Here is a 19,419-nt window from a genome sequence, read left to right on the forward strand (position 1 = left end):
CGGGCACGGGACAAGGGGACAAGGAAAAGCTGATGGCAGCAAAGAAGAGTGGGAAGACGCTGAATTTGGCAGCAGTGCTTGACCTCAACGAGGCTTCGGCCTTGCGCGACAAGCTTATCTCAGTGCGTGGCAGCGATCTTTCGATCGATGCGTCCGCCGTTGAGCGTCTCGGTGGCCTGTGCGCTCAGGTCCTGATGGCTGCGGCGAAGACGTGGAACGAGGACAAGCATTCGTTCACCTTCACGAAAGTGTCCGATGCATTTCACAAAACCATGCAGCTGGTTGGAGTCGACATCGACCACCTGCTTGCCAAGGAGATCCGGCAATGAAGAAAAAAGTGCTTACCGTGGATGATTCACGGACCATCCGAAACATGCTTCTCGTGACGCTCAACAATGCGGGCTTCGAGACGATCCAGGCCGAAGACGGGGTTGAAGGCCTTGAAGTCCTGGAAGAATCCAACCCGGACGTCATCGTGACCGACATCAACATGCCGCGCCTCGACGGTTTCGGCTTCATCGAAGGTGTTCGCCGCAACGAGAAGTATCGGGCGATCCCGATCCTGGTGCTGACGACCGAAAGCGACGCTGAAAAGAAGAACCGCGCACGCCAGGCCGGCGCCACCGGCTGGATCGTCAAGCCGTTCGACCCTGCCAAGCTGATCGATGCCATTGAGCGCGTAACCGCTTAAACCCAGGATTCTCTCCTATGGATATGAACGAAATCAAAGAGATCTTTTTCCAGGAATGCGAGGAACAGCTCGCCGAACTGGAATCCGGTCTCATGAAAATGAATGATGGCGATCGCGATCCGGAAACCGTCAATGCGGTGTTCCGTGCCGTCCATTCGATCAAGGGCGGTGCCGGCGCCTTCGGTCTGGACGATCTCGTCGCCTTCGCCCATGTGTTCGAGACCACACTTGATTGCGTTCGTTCCAACAGGCTTGAGCCGACACAGGATGTCCTGAAGGTCATGCTGAAATCGGCCGACGTGCTTGCGGACCTCACCAATGCCGCCCGCGACGGCGGCAGCGTCGACGAGAGCCGCAGCCGCGGTCTGGTGAAGGAACTGGAAGCGCTGGCGAACGGAGAGCTGCCGTCTCCTTCCACAGCCGTTGAAGCGCCGACACCGAAACCTGTGCCAAAGGCGGCGCTTGCGCCTACCCCCGTGGCGGAGGCCCCGAAGGCGGCCGATGACAGCGGTTTCCAGCCGATACCCTTCTCCTTCGACGATTTCGGCGCCGAGGAAGAGGCCGGCTCCGGTCTTCCGGTCTATGAAATCACCTTCAAGCCGCGCTCCGACCTCTATTCGAAGGGCAACGACGCCACGCTGCTGCTACGCGACCTCTCCCGCCTCGGCGAGATGAGTAGCTACTGCAACATGGACGATCTGCCGGGCCTCGACGATCTCGATGCCGAAGCCGCCTATTTCAGCTGGAATATCACGCTGAAGACGGACAAGGGCGAGGATGCCATCCACGCCGTGTTCGAATTCGCTGAATGGGATTGCGACCTGGCCGTCAAGGCAGTCGAAGCCGCAACCTCTGTATCGTCCAACGACGAACTGCCGATGATCCCCGTTCCCTTCGACCTTTCGATCCTGGATGAGGGTGCCGCCGAGGCACCGGCGGAGCCGAAGTCGGATGCTGCAGCTGCCGCCGTGGCCGCCGCCGAGACGGCCTCAAACGTCACCCAGATGGCGGCCGCCGCGGCTCGCGTCGAAAAGAAGGAATCCGCCGCTTCGGCTGCCGCAAGTGCTGCCGCCGCTGCCCAGAACAATGCCGCAGCCGGTCAGACGATCCGTGTCGATCTCGATCGCGTCGACCGCCTGATCAACCTCGTCGGCGAGCTGGTCATCAACCAGGCGATGCTCTCCCAGAGCGTCATCGAGAATGACACGACGGGCACATCGTCCATCAACATGGGTCTCGAAGAGCTGCAACAGCTCACCCGCGAGATCCAGGACTCGGTCATGGCGATCCGCGCGCAGCCGGTTAAGCCGGTCTTCCAGCGCATGTCGCGCATCGTTCGCGAAATCGCCGACATGACGGGCAAGACCATCCGCCTGATTACCGAAGGTGAAAACACCGAAGTCGACAAGACGGTCATCGACAAGCTGGCCGAACCACTGACGCACATGATCCGCAATGCGGTCGACCACGGCATCGAAACGCCGGAGAAGCGTGCAGCAGCCGGCAAGAATACCGAAGGCACGGTTCGTCTGACGGCAAAGCACCGTTCCGGCCGCATCCTGATCGAGCTTGCCGACGACGGCGCCGGCATCAATCGCGAGAAGGTTCGCCAGAAGGCAATCGACAACGATCTGATCCCCGCCGACGCTAACCTTTCGGACGAGGAAATCGACAACCTGATCTTCCTGCCCGGCTTCTCGACGGCCGATAAGATCTCCGACATTTCGGGCCGCGGCGTCGGCATGGACGTCGTCAAGCGCTCGATCCAGGCCCTTGGCGGCCGCATCAACATCACCTCGCGTCCGGGCCATGGCTCCGTCTTCACGATGAGCCTGCCGCTGACCCTCGCCGTCCTCGACGGCATGGTGGTCACGGTCGCCGGCCAGACGCTTGTGGTACCGCTGACCGCCATTGTCGAAACACTGCAGCCGGAAGCTGCTGCGATCCATTCATTCGGTGCGAACCACCGTCTGATCTCGATCCGTAACAGCTTCTGCCCGCTGGTCGATGTCGGCCGCATCCTGAACTTCCGCGCAACGCAAGCAAACCCGGTCGAAGGCGTCGCACTGCTGGTGGAATCCGAAGGCGGCGGTCAGCGCGCGCTCATGGTCGATGCGATCCAGGGCCAGCGTCAGGTGGTCATCAAGAGCCTCGAGGCGAACTATACGCATGTGCCGGGCATCGCTGCGGCAACGATCCTCGGCGACGGGCGCGTGGCGCTCATCCTCGATGTCGATGCCGTCGTCGGCGCCTCGCGCGGCCAGGCACTGAAACCCGAAATGTCGTTGGCAGCAGCTGGATAGGGTCATGTCGTACACCGTGAAAAATCTGAGCCAGGGGGATCGCGAGCTCATCGCGTTCCGCATCGGCGACCAGGAATTTTGCGTAAACATCATGTCGGTTCGCGAAATCCGCGGCTGGACGCCGGCAACGGCCATGCCGCATTCGCCGGCTCACATGAAGGGCGTCATCAACCTGCGCGGCGCGGTGCTGCCGATCATCGATCTTTCGGCGCGGCTCGGCATGAAACCCGCCGAGCCGTCGGTACGCCACGTCATCATTGTCGCGCAGGTCCGGCGGAAGGTTGTCGGCCTGCTCGTCGACGCGGTCTCGGACATCCTCACTGTCACCAACGACAATATTCAACCGACGCCGGAAATCTCTTCCGACCTAGAGCGCCAGTTTGCCCGGGGCATTCTTGCGATCGAAAAGCGGATGATCTGCCTGGTCGAATTGGAAGCCCTGTTCCCCGATACCGAAAGCGAAGCTGCATGAATGCGTTGAGTGCAAAAGATCTCAGGCAGGGGAACCCGGACGAGGTCCTGGCGAGCGGCGAATATCCGCTGACGCGCCGTGACCTCATGGAAATCGCCGCGATGATCTACTCGGATGCAGGGATTTTCCTGAACGAGACCAAGGCTTCGCTGGTCTATTCGCGTCTTTCCAAGCATATCCGCAATCTCGGCCTGTCAGGTTTCCGCGAATACTGCTCGCTGGTTTCTTCGCCTGCGGGCGCCGCGCCGCGCCGCGAAATGCTTTCGCACCTGACCACCAACTTCACGCGCTTTTTCCGCGAGAACCATCACTTCGAGCACCTGCGCGACCACGTGCTGCCGGAGCTTCTCAATCGTGCCAAGGCGGGCGGGCGTGTCCGTATCTGGTCGGCCGCATCTTCCGACGGGCAGGAGCCATATTCGATTGCGCTGACCGTGCTTTCGATGATGCCCAACGTCGCGGACTACGATTTCAAGATCCTTGCGACCGATATCGACCCAAAGATACTCAATCTCGCTCGCGCCGGATGCTACGACGAGACGGCTCTCGAAACCGTATCGACGGCCATGCGCAAGCAGTGGTTCACGGAAGTCAACGTGGATGGGCGCCGCAAATTCCAGGTCGATGACCGTGTCAAGCGCCTGATCACCTACAACGAGCTGAACCTGATGGCGCAGTGGCCCTTCAAGGGCAAGTTCGACGTCATCTTCTGCCGAAACGTCGTGATCTATTTCGACGAACCGACGCAGATGAAGATCTGGTCGCGCTTTGCCGAACTGCTGCCGGAAGGCGGACATCTTTACATCGGCCACTCCGAGCGCGTTTCCGGCGAAGCAAAGCACGTCTTCGACAATATCGGCGTTACCACCTATCGCCACACCACAAAAGCATTGGGGAGAAAGGGATGAGCGCACCGGCAAGAGTTCTCGTCGTTGACGACTCCCCGACGATGCGCGGGCTGATCAGCGCCGTCCTGAGTTCCGATCCGGACGTCAACGTCATCGGCCAGGCGGGCGATGCGCTGGAAGCGCGCGAGGCGATCAAAAAGCTCAATCCCGATGTCGTCACGCTCGACATCGAGATGCCGAACATGAACGGCCTGGAATTTCTCGAAAAGATCATGCGGCTTCGCCCCATGCCGGTCATCATGGTCTCCACCATGACGCATCGCGGCGCGGAGGCGACGCTCGCCGCGCTCGAGATCGGGGCCTTCGATTGCGTCGGAAAGCCTGCCCCCGGCGAGCCGCGTCCCTTCGGCGATCTGGCCGAGAAGGTCAAGGCTGCCGCGCGCACGCAGCGCCAGTTCGTGCAGCCGCCAGCAGCTCCGGTTCCGCCGGTATCGGTCGCCGATTTCCGGGTCGGACGCAAGATCGTCGCGATCGGTTCGTCGACGGGCGGCGTCGAAGCGCTGATCGCGGTGCTGCAGAAGTTTCCGGCAAACTGCCCGCCGACGGTCATCACCCAGCATATGCCGCCGACCTTCACGAAAAGCTTTGCCGACCGCCTCAATCGCCTCTGTGCTCCGGTCGTTGAAGAAGCGACGGATGGCGCACGTTTGAAGATTGGTAAGATTTATCTGGCACCAGGCGGGGAACGTCATTTGCAGGTCGCGAATGCGTCCGCACCCAGTTGCCGTCTCGTCGAGCGCGATCCGGTAAACGGCCATCGCCCCTCGGTCGACGTTCTCTTCGATTCCGTTGCCGAACTTGCCGGACGCAATGCGGTCGGCGTGATCCTGACAGGCATGGGCCGCGATGGCGCGGCTGGCCTCTTGAAGATGCGCCATGCCGGCGCGCGCACTCTCGGACAGAACGAAAAGACCTGCGTGGTCTATGGAATGCCGCGAGTGGCCTATGAACTCGGTGCCGTTGAGCAGCAGCTGCCACTGAATGCCATCGGCGAAGAAATACTGAAAATGACAGCCGCCCGAAAGGAAGGGACAGAATAATGTCGATTGCGGAGAAAATCAAAGTTCTGATCGTCGACGATCAGGTCACGAGCCGGTTGTTGCTCAGCGATGCGCTGACCCAGCTCGGCTTCAAGCAGATCACGGCTGCCGGCGACGGCGAGCAGGGCATGAAGATCATGGCCCAACAGCCGCATCATCTGGTGATCTCGGACTTCAACATGCCGAAGATGGATGGTCTCGGTCTGCTGCAGGCCGTACGCACCAATCCGGCAACCAAGAAGGCTGCCTTCATCATCCTGACTGCACAGGGCGATCGTGCTCTCGTGCAGAAGGCCGCACAGCTCGGCGCCAACAACGTGCTTGCCAAGCCCTTCACCATCGAAAAGATGAAGGCGGCGATCGAAGCCGTGTTTGGAGCGCTGAAATGAATGTCGAGGCAGCAGCCCGCCGCGTTCATATCATTCAAGGCGAATGGAAGGTCCTGAATGATCCGACCGCGGTTTTGACGACCATCCTTGGTTCGTGTGTGGCTGCCTGTCTGCGCGATCCCGTGGCCGGTGTCGGCGGTATGAACCACTTTCTGCTCCCAGGCACGGGTAACACGCCGATGAGTGGCGGGGACGCGACGCGCTATGGCGTTCACCTGATGGAATTGCTGATCAACGGCCTTCTGAAGCAGGGCGCGCGCCGCGACCGCCTGGAGGCCAAGATTTTCGGCGGGGCGAAGACGATCTCGACTTTCTCCAATGTCGGCGAACAGAACGCCGCCTTCGCCATGCAGTTCCTGAGGGATGAAGGCATCCCGGTCGTCAGCTCCAGTACCGGCGGCGAACACGGCCGCAAGCTGGAATACTGGCCGGTTTCGGGCCGCGCGCGCCAGTACCCGCTGACCGGCGCTGAAACGCAGAAGACGGTGGCTCTCGAACAGCGCCCTGTCGCACCCCACAAGCCGGTCGAAACAAGTATCGAATTTTTCTGATGACAAGGATCTTTCTATGACTTTCAGTGGAACGATAGAGCTGCCTTCGCCGGTCGAAGCGCTTCCGGATATCCTTATGCGTATCGTTTCCGAACTGCACGATGTCGCCTATCTCATCGAACGCATCGAGCCGCAGCTTCTCGAAATCGGCGGCGCCGATGTCCTGCACTCGCCCGATAGCATGAAGATCATGCAGGGCATCGATCTTGCCGTTCAGAAAACCCGCGGCCTCGCTGAATTCATTGACACGATCACCGGCGAGATTCCCCAGAGCTGGGCTGTTGACGTTGCGACCGCGCTCAGCCTGGTCAAACTTGCCGAAATGCAAAAAGCGCTCGGCGGTGCCACGCGCCACGGCCATTCCCAGCCGCTCAGCAAGGCGGCCGGCGACTTCGATTTCTTCTGATTTGAAAGCTCCCGACCTGCCCTGACGAAACGCTCGCACAAGTTTCGCCGTCTATCAACAAATGAGGCAATAAGCCTGTTTTGTCTTTGACGGATCGTGCGAGAACAGAATGAATCTGTTAAATCAATTAGTTCAGCTCATTAAGAACTTAGGTTCGCTGGGGCGAACACGCTTGTTGGCGCTCGCTGGCGTTGGCGTTTTTTCAATTGCAATTATCTTGGCTGCTGCCTTTTTCGTCAACAAGCCGGCGCAGGAAACGCTCTATGTCGGCCTTGACACCCCTGACCTCAACCAGATCAGCATGGCTCTTGCGGAAGCCAATATCGGCTTCCAGGTCGGTTCCGACGGCTCAAGTATTACTGTGCCTGCCGGCATGACGGGCAAGGCCCGCCTGCTGCTTGCCGAGCGGGGTCTACCGAACAGCGCGAATGCAGGCTATGAACTCTTCGACAATGTCGGCTCACTCGGCCTCACCTCCTTCATGCAGGAAGTCACACGCGTGCGTGCGCTCGAAGGCGAGATAGGCCGCACCATCCAGTCCATTTCAGGCATCACCGCTGCTCGCGTCCATATCGTTATGCCGGAAGTCGGAAACTTCCGTAAGGCGGAGCAGAAGCCGACAGCCTCCGTCATGATCCGCGCAAGCGCTGCGGCTGGCCGCAGTGCCGCCACCTCGATTCGCCACCTCGTCGCCTCGGCTGTGCCGGGGCTTGATGTCGATGATGTGACGATTCTTGATTCCGCCGGCCAGCTGCTCGCATCTGGCGACGAGGCAAGCAACAGCTCGCTGAACCGCTCGCTGAACATCGTCCAGAACGTCCAGCAGGAAGTCGAATCGAATATCGACAAGGCGCTGGCTCCGTTCCTCGGCATGGATAATTTCCGCTCCAGCGTGACCGCCGATCTCAACACGGATGCGCAGCAGATCCAGGAAACCGTCTACGATCCGGAATCAAAGGTGGAGCGCTCCGTGCGCACGACCAAGGAAGCCTCGCAGTCGCAGCAGAAGCAGTCCGATAACGCAACGACCGTCGAGCAGAACGTTCCGCAGGCCGCCCCCGAGCAAGGTGGCAGCAATAGTCCGGAATCGCAGGACAAGTCGGACAAGAAGGAAGAGCAGACAAACTACGAGATCAACAGCAAGACGACCGCCACGACGCGCAACAGCTACGAGATCGAGAAGCTCTCGATCGCCGTTGTCGTCAACAAGGGCCGTATCGCCCAGATGGTCGGCGAACCTGCGGATCAGGCGAAGATCGATGCTTATCTCGCCGAGATGCAGAAGATCGTCTCGTCGGCAGCCGGTATCAGTGCTGATCGCGGCGACGTCGTCACGGTGACGGCAATGGACTTCCTCGAGAACCAGCTTCTCGAAGATGCCGCCGGCGGCGTTCGCGTCCTCGATATGCTGAGCCGCAACCTGGCGGGCATCATCAACTCGCTGGCCTTCCTGGGCGTCGCCTTCGTGGTGGTCTGGATGGGCGTGCGGCCCCTGGTGCGCAGCATCGGCGGTGGCGGTGCGGGAGTCATCGGCGACACGTCTTCAGAAAGCGTTGGCCTGGAGCTGCCTGATTTCGCACCGGCCGGTGGAGCGGCTGCCGGCGGCGCGCTCATGGACGGCTTCGGTTCTGACTTCGGCTTCGACAGCACGGAGGATCTGCTCAGCCTGGGCGACGACGACGGAAACTTCAACCGCCGCGTCAAGGAAGGCCCGGAGCGGAAGCTCGCGCGAATGGTCGAGATCAACGAGGAACGCGCCGCGAAAATCCTCAGGAAATGGGCGGTGGACAACGCCGCCTAAACGAAAGGCCGGGAGACCGGCCTTTTTTAACGTCTTCATCCGCCCGCTCGCCAGATCACGGATTTGTTATCGGAAGCTGCCGCGCGGGACATATTTTACACAAGATTGAAAAGGCACTCGATTTATTCCAGATCGAGGCGAAAGCGGAAGTTTCTCCTTACATAAATAAAAAGAAATAGCTTGGTAGGAAGACTGCTAAAGCCGAAAATTTGTTCTGTAAATACATATTCATATGTCACGCGCCGCAGCGGCGGATTTTTTCTCGATACTCGAATTACTGTTAGCTATGTTTAAAGTATATATGAATTGTGGCGCAGAATTACTTATATGGTGACTCGCCTAAAAGGAGTGGTGTGTTGCGATATTGAGAGAATCACCATAGATTCCAGACATCTAATCAAGCGATGTCTGAGCGCGAATCACGCGCACGGAAAGCGGCAAGAGTAAATCCCAAGAACTCGGATATGGTAGTTTCTATCGTCTGACTTACCCTTGGATGATTCGTTTAGTCATTGCCGCAGGCCGCGTCGGCCCTGCGCAGACAATGCCTTGCAGGAACGGGCACTCAGCCGCGGGACGTTGCCTATGGATATGCACATACTGCTTAAGGGCGAAAATCAGGCCGCGAATTTCGTTGGTCTCCAGGCCGTCAATCTTTGCTCTCGCGCCGAGCTCATTGGGCAGCTCAGCGAAATTGCCGACAGCGGGAGGTTGCAGGTCGCGCTTCGCACCCTGACCGACTACGTTGGAGCGTCGCATTACCTGCTGGCGCGATCCGACCTCATCCAGGAGGCCGGCCTCGATTTCATCGTGTCCTCGGACTGGCCGTTCGATCTCGTGAAGGACCTGGCGACGTCACTGACAAGCAGCTATGCACGCACGACCGAGCTGGAAAAGTGCATGCAGCTCTTCCAGCCAAATTTTGCTCTTCTGCCCGACAATGCCGACGTGCCGGATGGCGCCAGCCGCCAGTATTGTTCCTTGACGTTAAATGTCGGCCGTTCGCGGCTGTCGCTGATGTTCCTCTTCGATGACGGCTTCATCCTGTCACCGGAGCGGCTGCGGGACGTGGGACTCCTTGCAAGTTATCTCGCAAGTTCGCTCCGGTGCGGGGGCGCCCGGGCGGAGCGCGATTTTGAGCTGACGGAGCGGGAGCTCGAATGTCTCTTCTGGATCGCCGAGGGCAAAACCAGCGATGAGATCGCGATGATCCTCGGCATCTCCCGCAATACGATCAACAACTACATTACGAGCGTCATGCGAAAGACGGCGACCAAAACTCGCTCCGAGGCCATAGCGTTTGCGGTGAGAAATAATCTCGTCTGAGGGGAATTTATGGGGCATTCGTCAAGCAGGGCGATGGGTAGTACGGAACACATACGCAGCGTGCGCTTCAACAGGATAAGCAGCCGCTCCGACCTTTTCCCGCGGCTGGTCGCGATGCAGAAGCTGGCGGATGCCCAGAATTTTGCGGTCTACCGGATGAGCGGCTCAGGTCTGCCGGCGAAGCAGCGCCTGGTCTGCGAACTGGAAAACTGGGGACCTTCGGCAGCGGCGGCCTCAAGCAAGGCCCTTGTGGACGCTTATGGCGATGCGCTGCTGGACCATATCGAGAAATCACTCTTGCCTCTGTCCTGGGCCGGCGGCCATGATCGCGCCGCGCCCGGTTCAGCCGATTTCGCGCCGTTCATGGCGCGGCTGAAGGACGGCATCTTGCCATTTTCAGGCCTCGCTTTTCCGGTGCGGCTCGGTGCTGCAGGAAATGGCTTCGTCGTCTTCACCGGCGATTATCTTGATCCCGGCGGTGACATGATCGTAGAGCTTCATGGCCGTAGCTGCCAAATCATGATGGATCTGCTCTCGCTGGACGAACGCCGCGCGGCGGCGGCAGAAGCGTTGAGCGAGCGCGAGATCGCTTGCCTGCAGCTTGCCGGCGACGGACGCATCAGCGAAGAGATAGCTGACAAGCTCGGGCTCTCGGTTCATACGGTCAATGCTTACCTCGGCTCGGCGACGATCAAGCTGGATTCGGTCAATCGCATCCAGGCAATCGCCAAGGCAATTCGCCTAGGCTACATCAGCTGACAAGCCCGGCGCGGCGGACCGGCCGGGCTCTTTATGCCTGATGTTGGAAAGCTCGATCAGCCGGCTAGCGCCTGCAGCGGCCGGGTATTGTACCGGCTTTCGCGCAGGCTGCGTTCGAAAAAGGCCGTGTTCACGTCTGGATCGGCGGACGGTTCATGAAAGGCGATGTGATTGATCTCGATGCCGGCATGCTCCTCCGCCAAGGTCAGCTGCGCATAGACCGTCACGCCATGCGGCTTGATCTCGAGATCGAGGACGACCTCCGGCTTGCCACCCCATTCCAGCGTGTAATTGCCTCCAAGGCCGAAATTGACCGTGCCGGGATGAAAGAAGAGCTCCGCAGCCGAGGCCACCAGATCGGCGATGCTGCCGTAATACTCGAAGCGCAGCAGCGAAATCAGATCCGAAGCGTCGAGAAGCCGAAGCTCGGTCGCAACCGGGCTGATGGCTTCGGCAAGAATTCTTTCACGCTGAGAAGAGTAGGGGCATTTCTTCATTCGGCTTATCTTACCCGTTTGTTCCTGGCGTCGGCGGCGTAAACCCGGTGAATGAGCTCCGCCACTGCCTTGTAGAATACTGACGGGATGACACTATCGATCGAGACTTGCGCAAACATGGAGCGTGCAAGGGGCGGATCTTCGAAAACCGGAATTCCGTTCTTTTCGGCTATCTCTCTGATTTTCAACGCAATGAGGTCCTGACCCTTGGCGAGAACCACTGGCGCATCGTTTTCTTCGCGCACGTAGCGCAGGGCCACGGCATAGTGCGTCGGGTTGGCGATGACGAGCGTGGCGCGTTCGACATTGGCAATCATGCGGCGGCGGGCACGGTCTCGCATCAGCGAGCGCTGGCGGCCCTTCACGAAGGGATCGCCCTGAGCCTGCTTGTTTTCTTCCTTCACTTCATGCCGCGTCATCTTGAGTTCGGTGAACCAGTGATGCCGCGACCAGAAGAAATCAGCGATCGCAACGACGGCTGTCGCGAAAAGCACGACCAGCACGATCTTGCGCATGATCGTCATCGTCCGCTCGAAGAAGGTTTGCGGGTCGGAGAACATCGCATCGATCGCGTTGAAATATTCGCTCTTCAGCACGAAGAACATGATCACGCCGACGATCAGGATCTTGAACAGCGATTTACCGAATTCGATCAGGCCGGGCAGGCTGAATATGCGCGAAAAGCCCTTGGCCGGCGAAAGGCGCGACAGCTGCGGACGGATGCGTTCGAGAACCGGAGTGGGCAAATTCTGGCTTATGGATGCTACGACGCCGAAGATCATGAACAGCAGCATGGCCGGCGTGAGAAGCACGGCGCTCACCCAGCCGAGATGAACGAAGAGCGACATTGCGTCCGGCCCGGTCTCGATCTTCCACTGGTCCGGCTGCTCGAAGATGTCGCGAAGCGATTCGCTGACGCGGCTGATGCCGTCGGGCAGATAGAAGGTCAGATAGATGAAGGTCGCAAGAACGGTGGCAAAGATGGGCACTTCGCGTGAGAAGGGCGTATTGCCCTTCTCGGCCGCATCGGCCTGCTTTTTCGCTGTCGGGGCTTCTGTTTTGCTGTCCTTGTCTTCATCAGCCAAGTTCGCGGCCCTCCATCAATGGAAAGGGCCGCGGCAAGGCGCGGCCCGTTCCGAAAAGCGTAGTCTCGTGGTGCATCGCGATCAACGCCGTGAGCGGCCTCTCGTCGGGTTGTCAACAGAAGCAGAAGCTTAGGCGGCTGCCGGCGCTTCGCCCTCCGTCTCCTTGAGCTGGATCTGGCCGGAATTTGCCAGCCGAATCGCTTCCTGGGCGACAGCACGCCGCGCAATGGCGATCTCGCGCGGATTGATGCCGACAGTGCCGCTCTGCAGGTCCGATTCGATCATTCGTCGCTGGCGCGGGCTGATCGACGAGAGAACGGCTTCGCGGATTTCGGCCGACGCGCCGCGCAAAGCCATGGTAAGAATGTCGGCGGAGATATCGTTGAGCAGCATGACACGGCTGCGCTGCGGCATGAAGAGAATGTCGTCGAAGAGGAAGATCTTCGGGCGAACCTTGTTGACGGATTCGCGGCTGATCGACTCCAGCGAAGTTAGCAAGGTATCGACCTGCGGCTTGTCCATCTCGTTCATGAGTTCGGCAACCTTGTTCGAGCCGATCGAATTCTTCTCGGCCTCGACCTCGGCCAGCAGCGTCATCACCTGCTTTTCGATGATGTGCGCGACCTTGGGGCTGACGGATTTCAGGTTCACGGTACGGTTCATGATGTCCGCGCGGCGGCTGTCGGGAAGCTGCATCAGCACCTTGGCGCCGAAGGAAGACGGCATCATCGAAAGGATATAGGCGACGGTCTGCGGATGTTCGCGCAGCAGGAACTTGCCGATGAAGGCCGGATCGCCCTCGCCGAGACGGTCCCAGATTGAGGTTTCGTATGCCTGGAACGCGGTGCGGCGGCCGAGAAGGCTGTCCACCTCGTCCGGAGTCAGGCCCTCCTCGAGAATGCTCTCGATGGCCTTGGCATTGTCCATAAGGCCGGCGCCTTCGGTGAAGAGATCTTCGAATTCGGCTACCAGGCCAAGAAGTTCATCCGGCGGAATGGCCCGCAGAGCCTGCGCGGAGGAGATAATCGTCTGCAACTCGGCCTGGGTGAAATACTTCAATAGCCGGCCTGCGACTCCCTTCCCCATAGCGAGGAGTACAGCCGCTGCCTTTTCAGCCTGGGTCAACGGTTTCCCGGCAAGTGCGCCGCCGAAATCGTCAAAGTCCATCATGGTCTAACCTCTCCGCCCCTAACCGGGGTCAGGCTTTTCTTGTGCTCAAAACTTCTATCAGTTTAACCCCGAAGCGGGTGTCGTCATTCTCCAGGACGGTGATTTCGCCACGTGCGATCTTGCGGCCGTTCACCATGATTTCAACCGGCTCGCCGATCTTCTTGTCGAGGGCGATGGTCGCGCCTTCGTTGAGATTCATCAGGCCGGAAACCTGCATGCGGCTGCTGCCGAGCATGATCTGGACGTCGATCGGAATGTCCATGATCAGTTCGAAGTTCGAAGACAGCGCGCTGCCGAGCGGTGCCGGTTCGGCGCTCGCCGCGGACAAAGCGGTATCACCGAAATCCGAAGAGCCGCCAAAGTCGCCGGCGCCGAAATCGCTGCTGTCGAACGATGTCTCGGCTGCGCCATCGCTGCCGAAATCGCCGAAGGCCGACAAATCGGTGCCGGTTCCGGCGCCGAATGCATCGGCTTCTTCGCCCAACTCCGCAAGCCCGCCGTCCGAATCCTGCTTCAGAACTCCGCGGAGATCATCGATCGCCTGGTCGAGGTCAGCTTCGTTGCCCGGAAGCTCCAGTGACAGATCGTCGTTCTGCTGTGTTTTCTTCGTAGCCATGAAATCACTATTCCAGTTGAAACTTGCCTCAAACTGCCGTCGCAGCCGAGGGGAGGGGAACCGATTAATTCATTAAATGACGGATGAGCTCGTCGTCGGAGCTGATCGTATCTTTGACCCGGACAGTATAATTTTCGCCGGAACGCCCGAACTCGCACACATACAATTCCTTGCTGTTGGCACTGACTTCGACACGGACGTCGCCAGTGTCGCGGAACGGAATGACATCGCCCGGCGCGAGCTTGGAGATGGTGCGCAGCGTCAGATCCTGAAGGCGGATTTTCGCGTCGAGCGTCACATGCGAACGGTGGACCTGTTCGGTGAGCTGTTCGGTCCATTCCGTGGACTTGGTGGACTGGTTCGTTGCCTTCGGTGCGGAAATCTGCGTCTTAAGGAGCGGCGCCTGGGGCACGATCACCGAGAACTCGGACGTGATACCCGAAAGCGTGATTGACATGTTGATGGCCGAGGCGAATTCGTCCGGCGTATCGCTGGAGGGATGGCCGCGCAATTCGTGGGGATGCGGCGGCTCAAGGTTCGGTTCGAAACCGCCCGGTGCATTGACGGCGGAACGGAAGACATTGGCGATCTTCTCGAAAACCATGACCGCAAGTTCAAGCTCGATGACCGAAAGCGACCTATCGGCCGGCTGCTCGATCGTATCGGACGCGGCCCCAAGCAGGTTTTCCATCAGTGTGATGACGAAGCTGTTGCCGCAGGCAAAGGTGATGTTCTGCGACCAGTTGCGCAACGTCGCCTCGACGAGGGTCACGTTGGTGTCGAGGTCGGCAATCAGATCGTTCTTGTGGCCGGAACTGCAGCCGAGATAGGCGACGGCGATGTCCAGCCCGGTTTCGCTCTTGAAGATATCCGGCAGGAATTCGCCATAGACCTCCGACAATGAAGCGCAGAGCTTTTCTATGGTCGCCCGGTCGCCGAGGCGTCCCGTCAGCTTCGCAAGAAGGACCGGATCCACTGCCGGCCTTTGAGGGGAAAGGTTGCTCATGGTCGTTTAGGCCGCCTTGTTCTCGCCACCCGGGTTCATCATTTCCTGTTCGACCGCGTCGATTGATGGGCGCTCGTAAGCAGAAATCGTCTTGCGGCCGTATTCGAGGGCCACCTGTGGTACGGAGCCGTTCATGTAGGCAAGCAAGGTCTGCTTCACGATGACGTAGAGGCGATGCTGCTTCGTGCGCACGACCTTGATCTGGGAGACGAGCGGCGAGCAGAGGCAATAAGACAGCAGAATGCCGAGGAAGGTGCCGACGAGCGCCGAACCGATCAGGTGGCCGAGGACCTCCGGCGAATCGTTGATGTGCGCCATGGCCTTGATGACGCCGAGAACGGCGGCAACGATACCGATCGCGGGGAAAGCGTCGCCCATGATCTGGATGGCGTGATAGGGCTTCATCTTGTCGTGCAGGATCGTATTGATCTCTTCGTCCATCAGAGCCTCAATCTCATGCGAGCGGGCATTGCCGATAATGATCAAGCGGACGTAGTCGCAGATGAATGCCGTCAATTCCTTGTTCTTCAGGATCGTCGGAGCTGACAGGAAGATCGAGGATTCGGCCGGATTGTCGATATGCGCCTCGATCTCGTTGCGTGATTTCGTGCGCAGGTCGCGCATTAGCGAATAGAGGACACCCAGCGTATCGAGGTAATTCCGCTCCTTGGGCACCGTATGCTTGAAGGCTTCACCGAGTGCCTTTCCGGAATCCTTCACCACCTTCATCGGGTTAGCCATGATGAAGCTGCCCAGGCCAGCGCCGCCGATGATGACGAGTTCGAAAGGCTGCCAGAGTGCGCCGACATGGCCACCCATCGCCATGAAGCTGCCAACGATGCAGCCGCAGGTAATCACAAATCCGATAATGATATTCATCGTCAGTCCAAACCTGAACGTTGTTTTCAACCTCAGGGATAGGGTTGCTGGCTTGCGTGAGGCTGATGGTTGGCACTTTGAGCCCGCATTGTGCATGCCAGCTTCGCACAAGGATTTGCCGTCAGGTTCAAGGTGACGAATGGACCGATTCGTCCGTTTCTGAGATGCCGCCTCAGCGAAACCGTGGTTGAACAAATGACAGGAACCCGGTCTTCGTTCCGTTCATCGCCAATGCCAGGAGCCTATCATGCAATCCGGTCTTTATGTTTCCTTGTCATCCCAGATGGCACTCGAAAAGCGCCTGACGACAATTGCGGACAATATGGCGAACGTGAACACGACCGGATTTCGCGGGACGGAGGTGAAGTTCAATCAGTTGCTGAGCGACACCGACAACAAGCTGAATGCACAGGTTGCCTTCGTCTCGCAGGGCAATGACTATCTATCCGGCGACAGCGGCGAGCTGCAGCACACCGGCAACATGCTGGACTTTGCGATCAAGGGCGACGCCTGGTTCGCACTGGATACGCCGGCGGGTCAGGTTCTGACCAAGGACGGCCGGTTCACCATGAAGGACACGGGCGAGCTGGTTTCGATCCGCGGATACCCGGTTCTCGACGCTGGCGGCGCGCCGATTCAGCTGAACTCGGCGGGCGGTGAGCCCAAGGTCGGCAATGACGGCATGATCTACCAGGGCGGCCGGCAGGTTGGCTCGCTCGGTCTCTTCGAAGCCGATATCAGCAAGGGTTACCTCCGCTATGAGAACAGCGGCGTCATGACCACGGAGACGCCGCGGGCCGTGACCGACCGATTCAATATCGGCATCGAGCAAGGCTATCTCGAAAACTCCAACGTCAACGCGATGCACGAAATCACCCAGCTGATCGAAGTCAACCGCGCCTTCGAGAGCATCGCCTCGCTGACGGCCGACAGCGAAAGCTCCTTCAACGAGGCCATCAAGACGCTGGGTGGCAGCCGTTGAGCGAAAGGTTTGACGGATGACCAACATGCCGCTGACTGAAGACGCGCTTTCGCCGAAGCTGGATCATCTGGCCGGCCTCGTCAGCCGCTATACCAAGCCGGAATATGCGGTCGCACATGGCGGCCATGTCCAGACGATCGCCGCCGGCCACTATACGGTAAGCGGTCTTTCCCGCCACGTCCGTCTCGGCGAATTTGTGGCCCACAAGTCGGCGACCGGCATCCATCTCGGCGAGGTCGTCCGCGTCGAGCCGGAACTGGCCTATGTCTGCCCGATCGAACCGGGTGAGCCGATCGGCATTCATGACACGGTCATCCGCAAGGGAGCTTTTCGAATATCGCCGGCCGAAAGCTGGTGCGGCCGGACGATCAATTCGCTTTGCGAACCGATCGATGGCCTTGGCCCGATCGTTGAGGGCCTCGATCGCCGCTCGATTTCCAATACCGCGCCGCCTTCGATGACCCGCAAGCGTGTCGAGAAGGGCTTCCGGACGGGTGTCCGCGCCATCGATATCTTTTCGCCGCTATGCCACGGCCAGCGCCTCGGAATCTTCGCAGGCTCCGGCGTCGGTAAATCGACGCTGCTCTCGATGCTCGCCAAGGCCAATGCCTTTGACAGGGTGGTCATTGCGCTCGTCGGCGAACGCGGCCGCGAAGTGCGCGAATTCATCGAGGATACGCTCGGCGAGAACATGAAGAAGTCGATCGCCGTTGTCGCGACCAGCGACGAGAGCCCGATGCTGCGCAAGATGGCGCCGTTGACGGCGGTGACGATCGCCGAACATTTCCGCGATCAGGGCGACAACGTTCTCCTGATTGTCGACAGCGTCACGCGCTTTGCCCATGCAATCCGGGAAGTGGCGACGGCATCCGGCGAGCCGCCGATCGCCCGCGGCTATCCCGCATCCGTTTTCACCGAGCTGCCGCGACTGCTCGAGCGTGCGGGTCCCGGGCCGGAAGGCACAGGAACGATCACCGCAATCATCTCGATCCTCGTCGATGGCGACAATCACAACGACCCGATCGCCGACTCCACGCGCGGCATTCTCGACGGCCATATCGTCCTGCAGCGCAGCCTTGCAGAGGAGGGCCGCTATCCGCCGATCGACCCGCTGGCTTCCATTTCGCGCCTTGCCCGCAAGGCCTGGACGCCGGATCAGGAAAAGCTGGTCTCGCGCCTGAAGGCGCTGATCCATCGCTTCGAGGAAACGCGCGACCTGCGCTTGATCGGCGGCTACCGACCGGGGGCCGACCCGGATTTGGACATGGCGGTCAAGCAGGTACCAATTATTTACGATGTTTTGAAACAGTCGCCGGGAGACCGCGAGTCGGCCGATGCCTTTGCTGACCTGGCGGCAGCACTCAAGACGGCTGCCGGGATTTCGAACCAGCCGTCGACGATCCCGACGAGACCCAGAGGCTAGCTTTGACCACTTTCGACGATGATGACGAGCGCATCGCTCCCTTGAAGCCACTGGAAAAGCGGCAGGCGCTGATGCTCGACCGTGTGCTGACCGTGACCGGGCTTGCGCTCGCGTGTGCGGCGGCGTTTTTCCCATGGTATGTCTTCTTCAACGAGGACAAGTTCAGCATCAAAGTCGAACAAGGTGACCGGAGCCGTGACCTGCCGGACTGGCCGGAACGCAACGTTTTCAGCGTCTCGCCGCTTGCGATGGTCAACAAGAACGAGGTGGAGAAGAAGCCCGCGCTTGCCTTCGACCCGCTGACGACCGCGACGGTTTCGAATGTCGGCAGGGAGAGCAACAAGGGTATCATGCCCGACGACCAGCCGTTTCCAGCCGTTTCCGGTTTCAAGCTGCTGCATGTCGCCAACGGCCGCGCGCTGATTGAGGATTCCTCAGGCATGTATGTCGTGCGCGTCGGATCGATCCTCCCGGACGAAAGCCGTCTTGCCACGCTGGAAGAGCGCGACGGCAAATGGGTGATCGTCACGTCCAATGGTGAAGTCTACCAGAACAATTGATCGCGATTGCTGTGATCGGTGGAGGCTCCGCGCGTGCGACGGGGTCTCTTTGCTTTTGGCGCTTCCATAAAGATAGCTTCGGCGCGAAGCCGAAATTCCCCGTAAGTCTGACGCAAGATTGCCGCCCTAGGGTCCTCTCAGTAAAAACGGAGAGTTCCCATGCAACCGATTCAACTTTTCGACTTGGCCTCGCGGCAGGCGGAATGGCTGACGATCCGTCAGGAGGTTGTGGCCGGCAATATCGCGAATGCAAACACGCCGAAATTTCGTGCCAAGGACGTGACGCCTTTCGAGGCCGTGCTCGACAAGGCCGATATCACCATGGCCCGCACCAATCCGGCGCATCTCAGCGGCAACGATTTCAGCACCAGCGGCGGCATCGACGTCAAGGAAGCTGCACTCGACCAGGAAATCGGCGTGCAGGAATCGGGCAATACCGTCGGCCTCGCGGAGGAACTGTCCAAGTCCGGCGAGATCAAGCGTCAGTACGAGTTGAACACCTCTTTGGTGGGCTCCTTCCATCGAATGATGTTGATGACCGTAAGGAAGTAATGT

The 19,419-nt window shown here is 59.5% G+C and carries 22 protein-coding genes; 16 read left to right on the forward strand and 6 right to left on the reverse strand.

Going from position 1 to position 19,419, the window contains the following annotated elements:
* Window positions 1-32: 32 nt before the first annotated feature.
* The 12 genes from QA644_RS01645 (at window position 33) to QA644_RS01700 (ending at window position 10,646) form a co-directional block, all read left to right on the forward strand.
* Window positions 33-329, forward strand: coding sequence for an STAS domain-containing protein (locus QA644_RS01645; RefSeq protein WP_022718667.1), 297 nt, complete (start codon window positions 33-35; stop codon window positions 327-329).
* The gene (cheY1, locus tag QA644_RS01650) at window positions 326-691 is read left to right on the forward strand and encodes a chemotaxis response regulator CheY1 (RefSeq protein ID WP_003570362.1); all 366 of its coding nucleotides are present in this window, start codon (window positions 326-328) and stop codon (window positions 689-691) included. The genes QA644_RS01645 and cheY1 overlap by 4 nt, the downstream gene beginning before the upstream one ends.
* A 17-nt stretch (window positions 692-708) precedes the next feature.
* Complete coding sequence (locus tag QA644_RS01655) at window positions 709-2,994, forward strand: chemotaxis protein CheA (protein WP_239595538.1); 2,286 nt, start codon at window positions 709-711, stop codon at window positions 2,992-2,994.
* A 4-nt stretch (window positions 2,995-2,998) separates the two neighbouring features.
* The gene (locus QA644_RS01660) at window positions 2,999-3,466 is read left to right on the forward strand and encodes a chemotaxis protein CheW (RefSeq protein WP_239595536.1); all 468 of its coding nucleotides are present in this window, start codon (window positions 2,999-3,001) and stop codon (window positions 3,464-3,466) included.
* Window positions 3,463-4,374, forward strand: coding sequence for a protein-glutamate O-methyltransferase CheR (cheR, locus tag QA644_RS01665; protein WP_283070792.1), 912 nt, complete (start codon window positions 3,463-3,465; stop codon window positions 4,372-4,374). The genes QA644_RS01660 and cheR overlap by 4 nt, the downstream gene beginning before the upstream one ends.
* Complete coding sequence (gene cheB, locus QA644_RS01670; protein WP_283070793.1) at window positions 4,371-5,414, forward strand: protein-glutamate O-methylesterase CheB; 1,044 nt, start codon at window positions 4,371-4,373, stop codon at window positions 5,412-5,414. The genes cheR and cheB overlap by 4 nt, the downstream gene beginning before the upstream one ends.
* A complete protein-coding gene (locus tag QA644_RS01675; protein ID WP_022718672.1) occupies window positions 5,414-5,803 on the forward strand; it encodes a response regulator in 390 nt (129 codons plus the stop codon). Before cheB ends, QA644_RS01675 begins: the two co-directional genes overlap by 1 nt.
* Complete coding sequence (gene cheD, locus QA644_RS01680; protein WP_074066666.1) at window positions 5,800-6,354, forward strand: chemoreceptor glutamine deamidase CheD; 555 nt, start codon at window positions 5,800-5,802, stop codon at window positions 6,352-6,354. Before QA644_RS01675 ends, cheD begins: the two co-directional genes overlap by 4 nt.
* Before the next feature lie 16 nt (window positions 6,355-6,370).
* Window positions 6,371-6,760: a hypothetical protein gene (locus QA644_RS01685; protein ID WP_039843953.1), complete on the forward strand. Its 390-nt coding sequence runs from the start codon at window positions 6,371-6,373 to the stop codon at window positions 6,758-6,760.
* 109 nt (window positions 6,761-6,869) lie between these two features.
* Entirely contained in the window at window positions 6,870-8,561 is a 1,692-nt protein-coding gene (gene fliF, locus QA644_RS01690; RefSeq protein WP_283070795.1) for a flagellar basal-body MS-ring/collar protein FliF, read from the forward strand.
* 585 nt (window positions 8,562-9,146) lie between these two features.
* Window positions 9,147-9,887, forward strand: coding sequence for a helix-turn-helix transcriptional regulator (locus QA644_RS01695; RefSeq protein WP_283070797.1), 741 nt, complete (start codon window positions 9,147-9,149; stop codon window positions 9,885-9,887).
* A 9-nt stretch (window positions 9,888-9,896) separates the two neighbouring features.
* A complete protein-coding gene (locus tag QA644_RS01700; RefSeq protein ID WP_074066669.1) occupies window positions 9,897-10,646 on the forward strand; it encodes a helix-turn-helix transcriptional regulator in 750 nt (249 codons plus the stop codon).
* 56 nt (window positions 10,647-10,702) lie between these two features.
* Here QA644_RS01700 and QA644_RS01705 read toward each other — a convergent pair whose 3' ends face one another.
* The 6 genes from QA644_RS01705 to motA all read right to left on the reverse strand — a co-directional run bounded on the left by QA644_RS01705 (window position 10,703) and on the right by motA (window position 15,899).
* Window positions 10,703-11,143, reverse strand: a complete 441-nt coding sequence (locus tag QA644_RS01705) for a hypothetical protein (protein WP_194728970.1) — start codon at window positions 11,141-11,143, stop codon at window positions 10,703-10,705.
* 5 nt (window positions 11,144-11,148) lie between these two features.
* Complete coding sequence (flhB, locus tag QA644_RS01710; protein WP_074066671.1) at window positions 11,149-12,228, reverse strand: flagellar biosynthesis protein FlhB; 1,080 nt, start codon at window positions 12,226-12,228, stop codon at window positions 11,149-11,151.
* A gap of 129 nt (window positions 12,229-12,357) precedes the next feature.
* Window positions 12,358-13,398 carry a flagellar motor switch protein FliG gene (gene fliG, locus QA644_RS01715; protein WP_074066672.1) on the reverse strand — a complete coding sequence of 347 codons (1,041 nt, stop codon included), beginning with the start codon at window positions 13,396-13,398 and terminating at the stop codon, window positions 12,358-12,360.
* Window positions 13,399-13,426: 28 nt separating this feature from the next.
* Complete coding sequence (gene fliN, locus QA644_RS01720) at window positions 13,427-14,014, reverse strand: flagellar motor switch protein FliN (protein ID WP_074066673.1); 588 nt, start codon at window positions 14,012-14,014, stop codon at window positions 13,427-13,429.
* A gap of 64 nt (window positions 14,015-14,078) precedes the next feature.
* The gene (locus tag QA644_RS01725; protein ID WP_283070803.1) at window positions 14,079-15,020 is read right to left on the reverse strand and encodes a FliM/FliN family flagellar motor switch protein; all 942 of its coding nucleotides are present in this window, start codon (window positions 15,018-15,020) and stop codon (window positions 14,079-14,081) included.
* A gap of 6 nt (window positions 15,021-15,026) precedes the next feature.
* Window positions 15,027-15,899, reverse strand: a complete 873-nt coding sequence (gene motA / locus QA644_RS01730; protein ID WP_022718683.1) for a flagellar motor stator protein MotA — start codon at window positions 15,897-15,899, stop codon at window positions 15,027-15,029.
* A gap of 247 nt (window positions 15,900-16,146) precedes the next feature.
* Between motA and flgF the strand changes: the two genes are divergently transcribed.
* The 4 genes from flgF (at window position 16,147) to flgB (ending at window position 19,416) form a co-directional block, all read left to right on the forward strand.
* The gene (flgF, locus tag QA644_RS01735) at window positions 16,147-16,881 is read left to right on the forward strand and encodes a flagellar basal-body rod protein FlgF (protein ID WP_283070806.1); all 735 of its coding nucleotides are present in this window, start codon (window positions 16,147-16,149) and stop codon (window positions 16,879-16,881) included.
* Window positions 16,882-16,897: 16 nt separating this feature from the next.
* On the forward strand, window positions 16,898-18,304 hold the full coding sequence (fliI, locus tag QA644_RS01740; protein WP_283070807.1) for a flagellar protein export ATPase FliI: 1,407 nt from the start codon (window positions 16,898-16,900) through the stop codon (window positions 18,302-18,304).
* Window positions 18,305-18,306: 2 nt separating this feature from the next.
* The gene (locus QA644_RS01745) at window positions 18,307-18,864 is read left to right on the forward strand and encodes a flagellar protein (protein WP_239595520.1); all 558 of its coding nucleotides are present in this window, start codon (window positions 18,307-18,309) and stop codon (window positions 18,862-18,864) included.
* Window positions 18,865-19,023: 159 nt separating this feature from the next.
* Entirely contained in the window at window positions 19,024-19,416 is a 393-nt protein-coding gene (gene flgB / locus QA644_RS01750; RefSeq protein ID WP_074066678.1) for a flagellar basal body rod protein FlgB, read from the forward strand.
* The last annotated feature ends 3 nt before the right edge of the window (window positions 19,417-19,419 follow it).

The sequence above is a fragment of the Rhizobium sp. CC1099 genome (assembly GCF_029714385.1).
Lineage (GTDB): Bacteria > Pseudomonadota > Alphaproteobacteria > Rhizobiales > Rhizobiaceae > Rhizobium.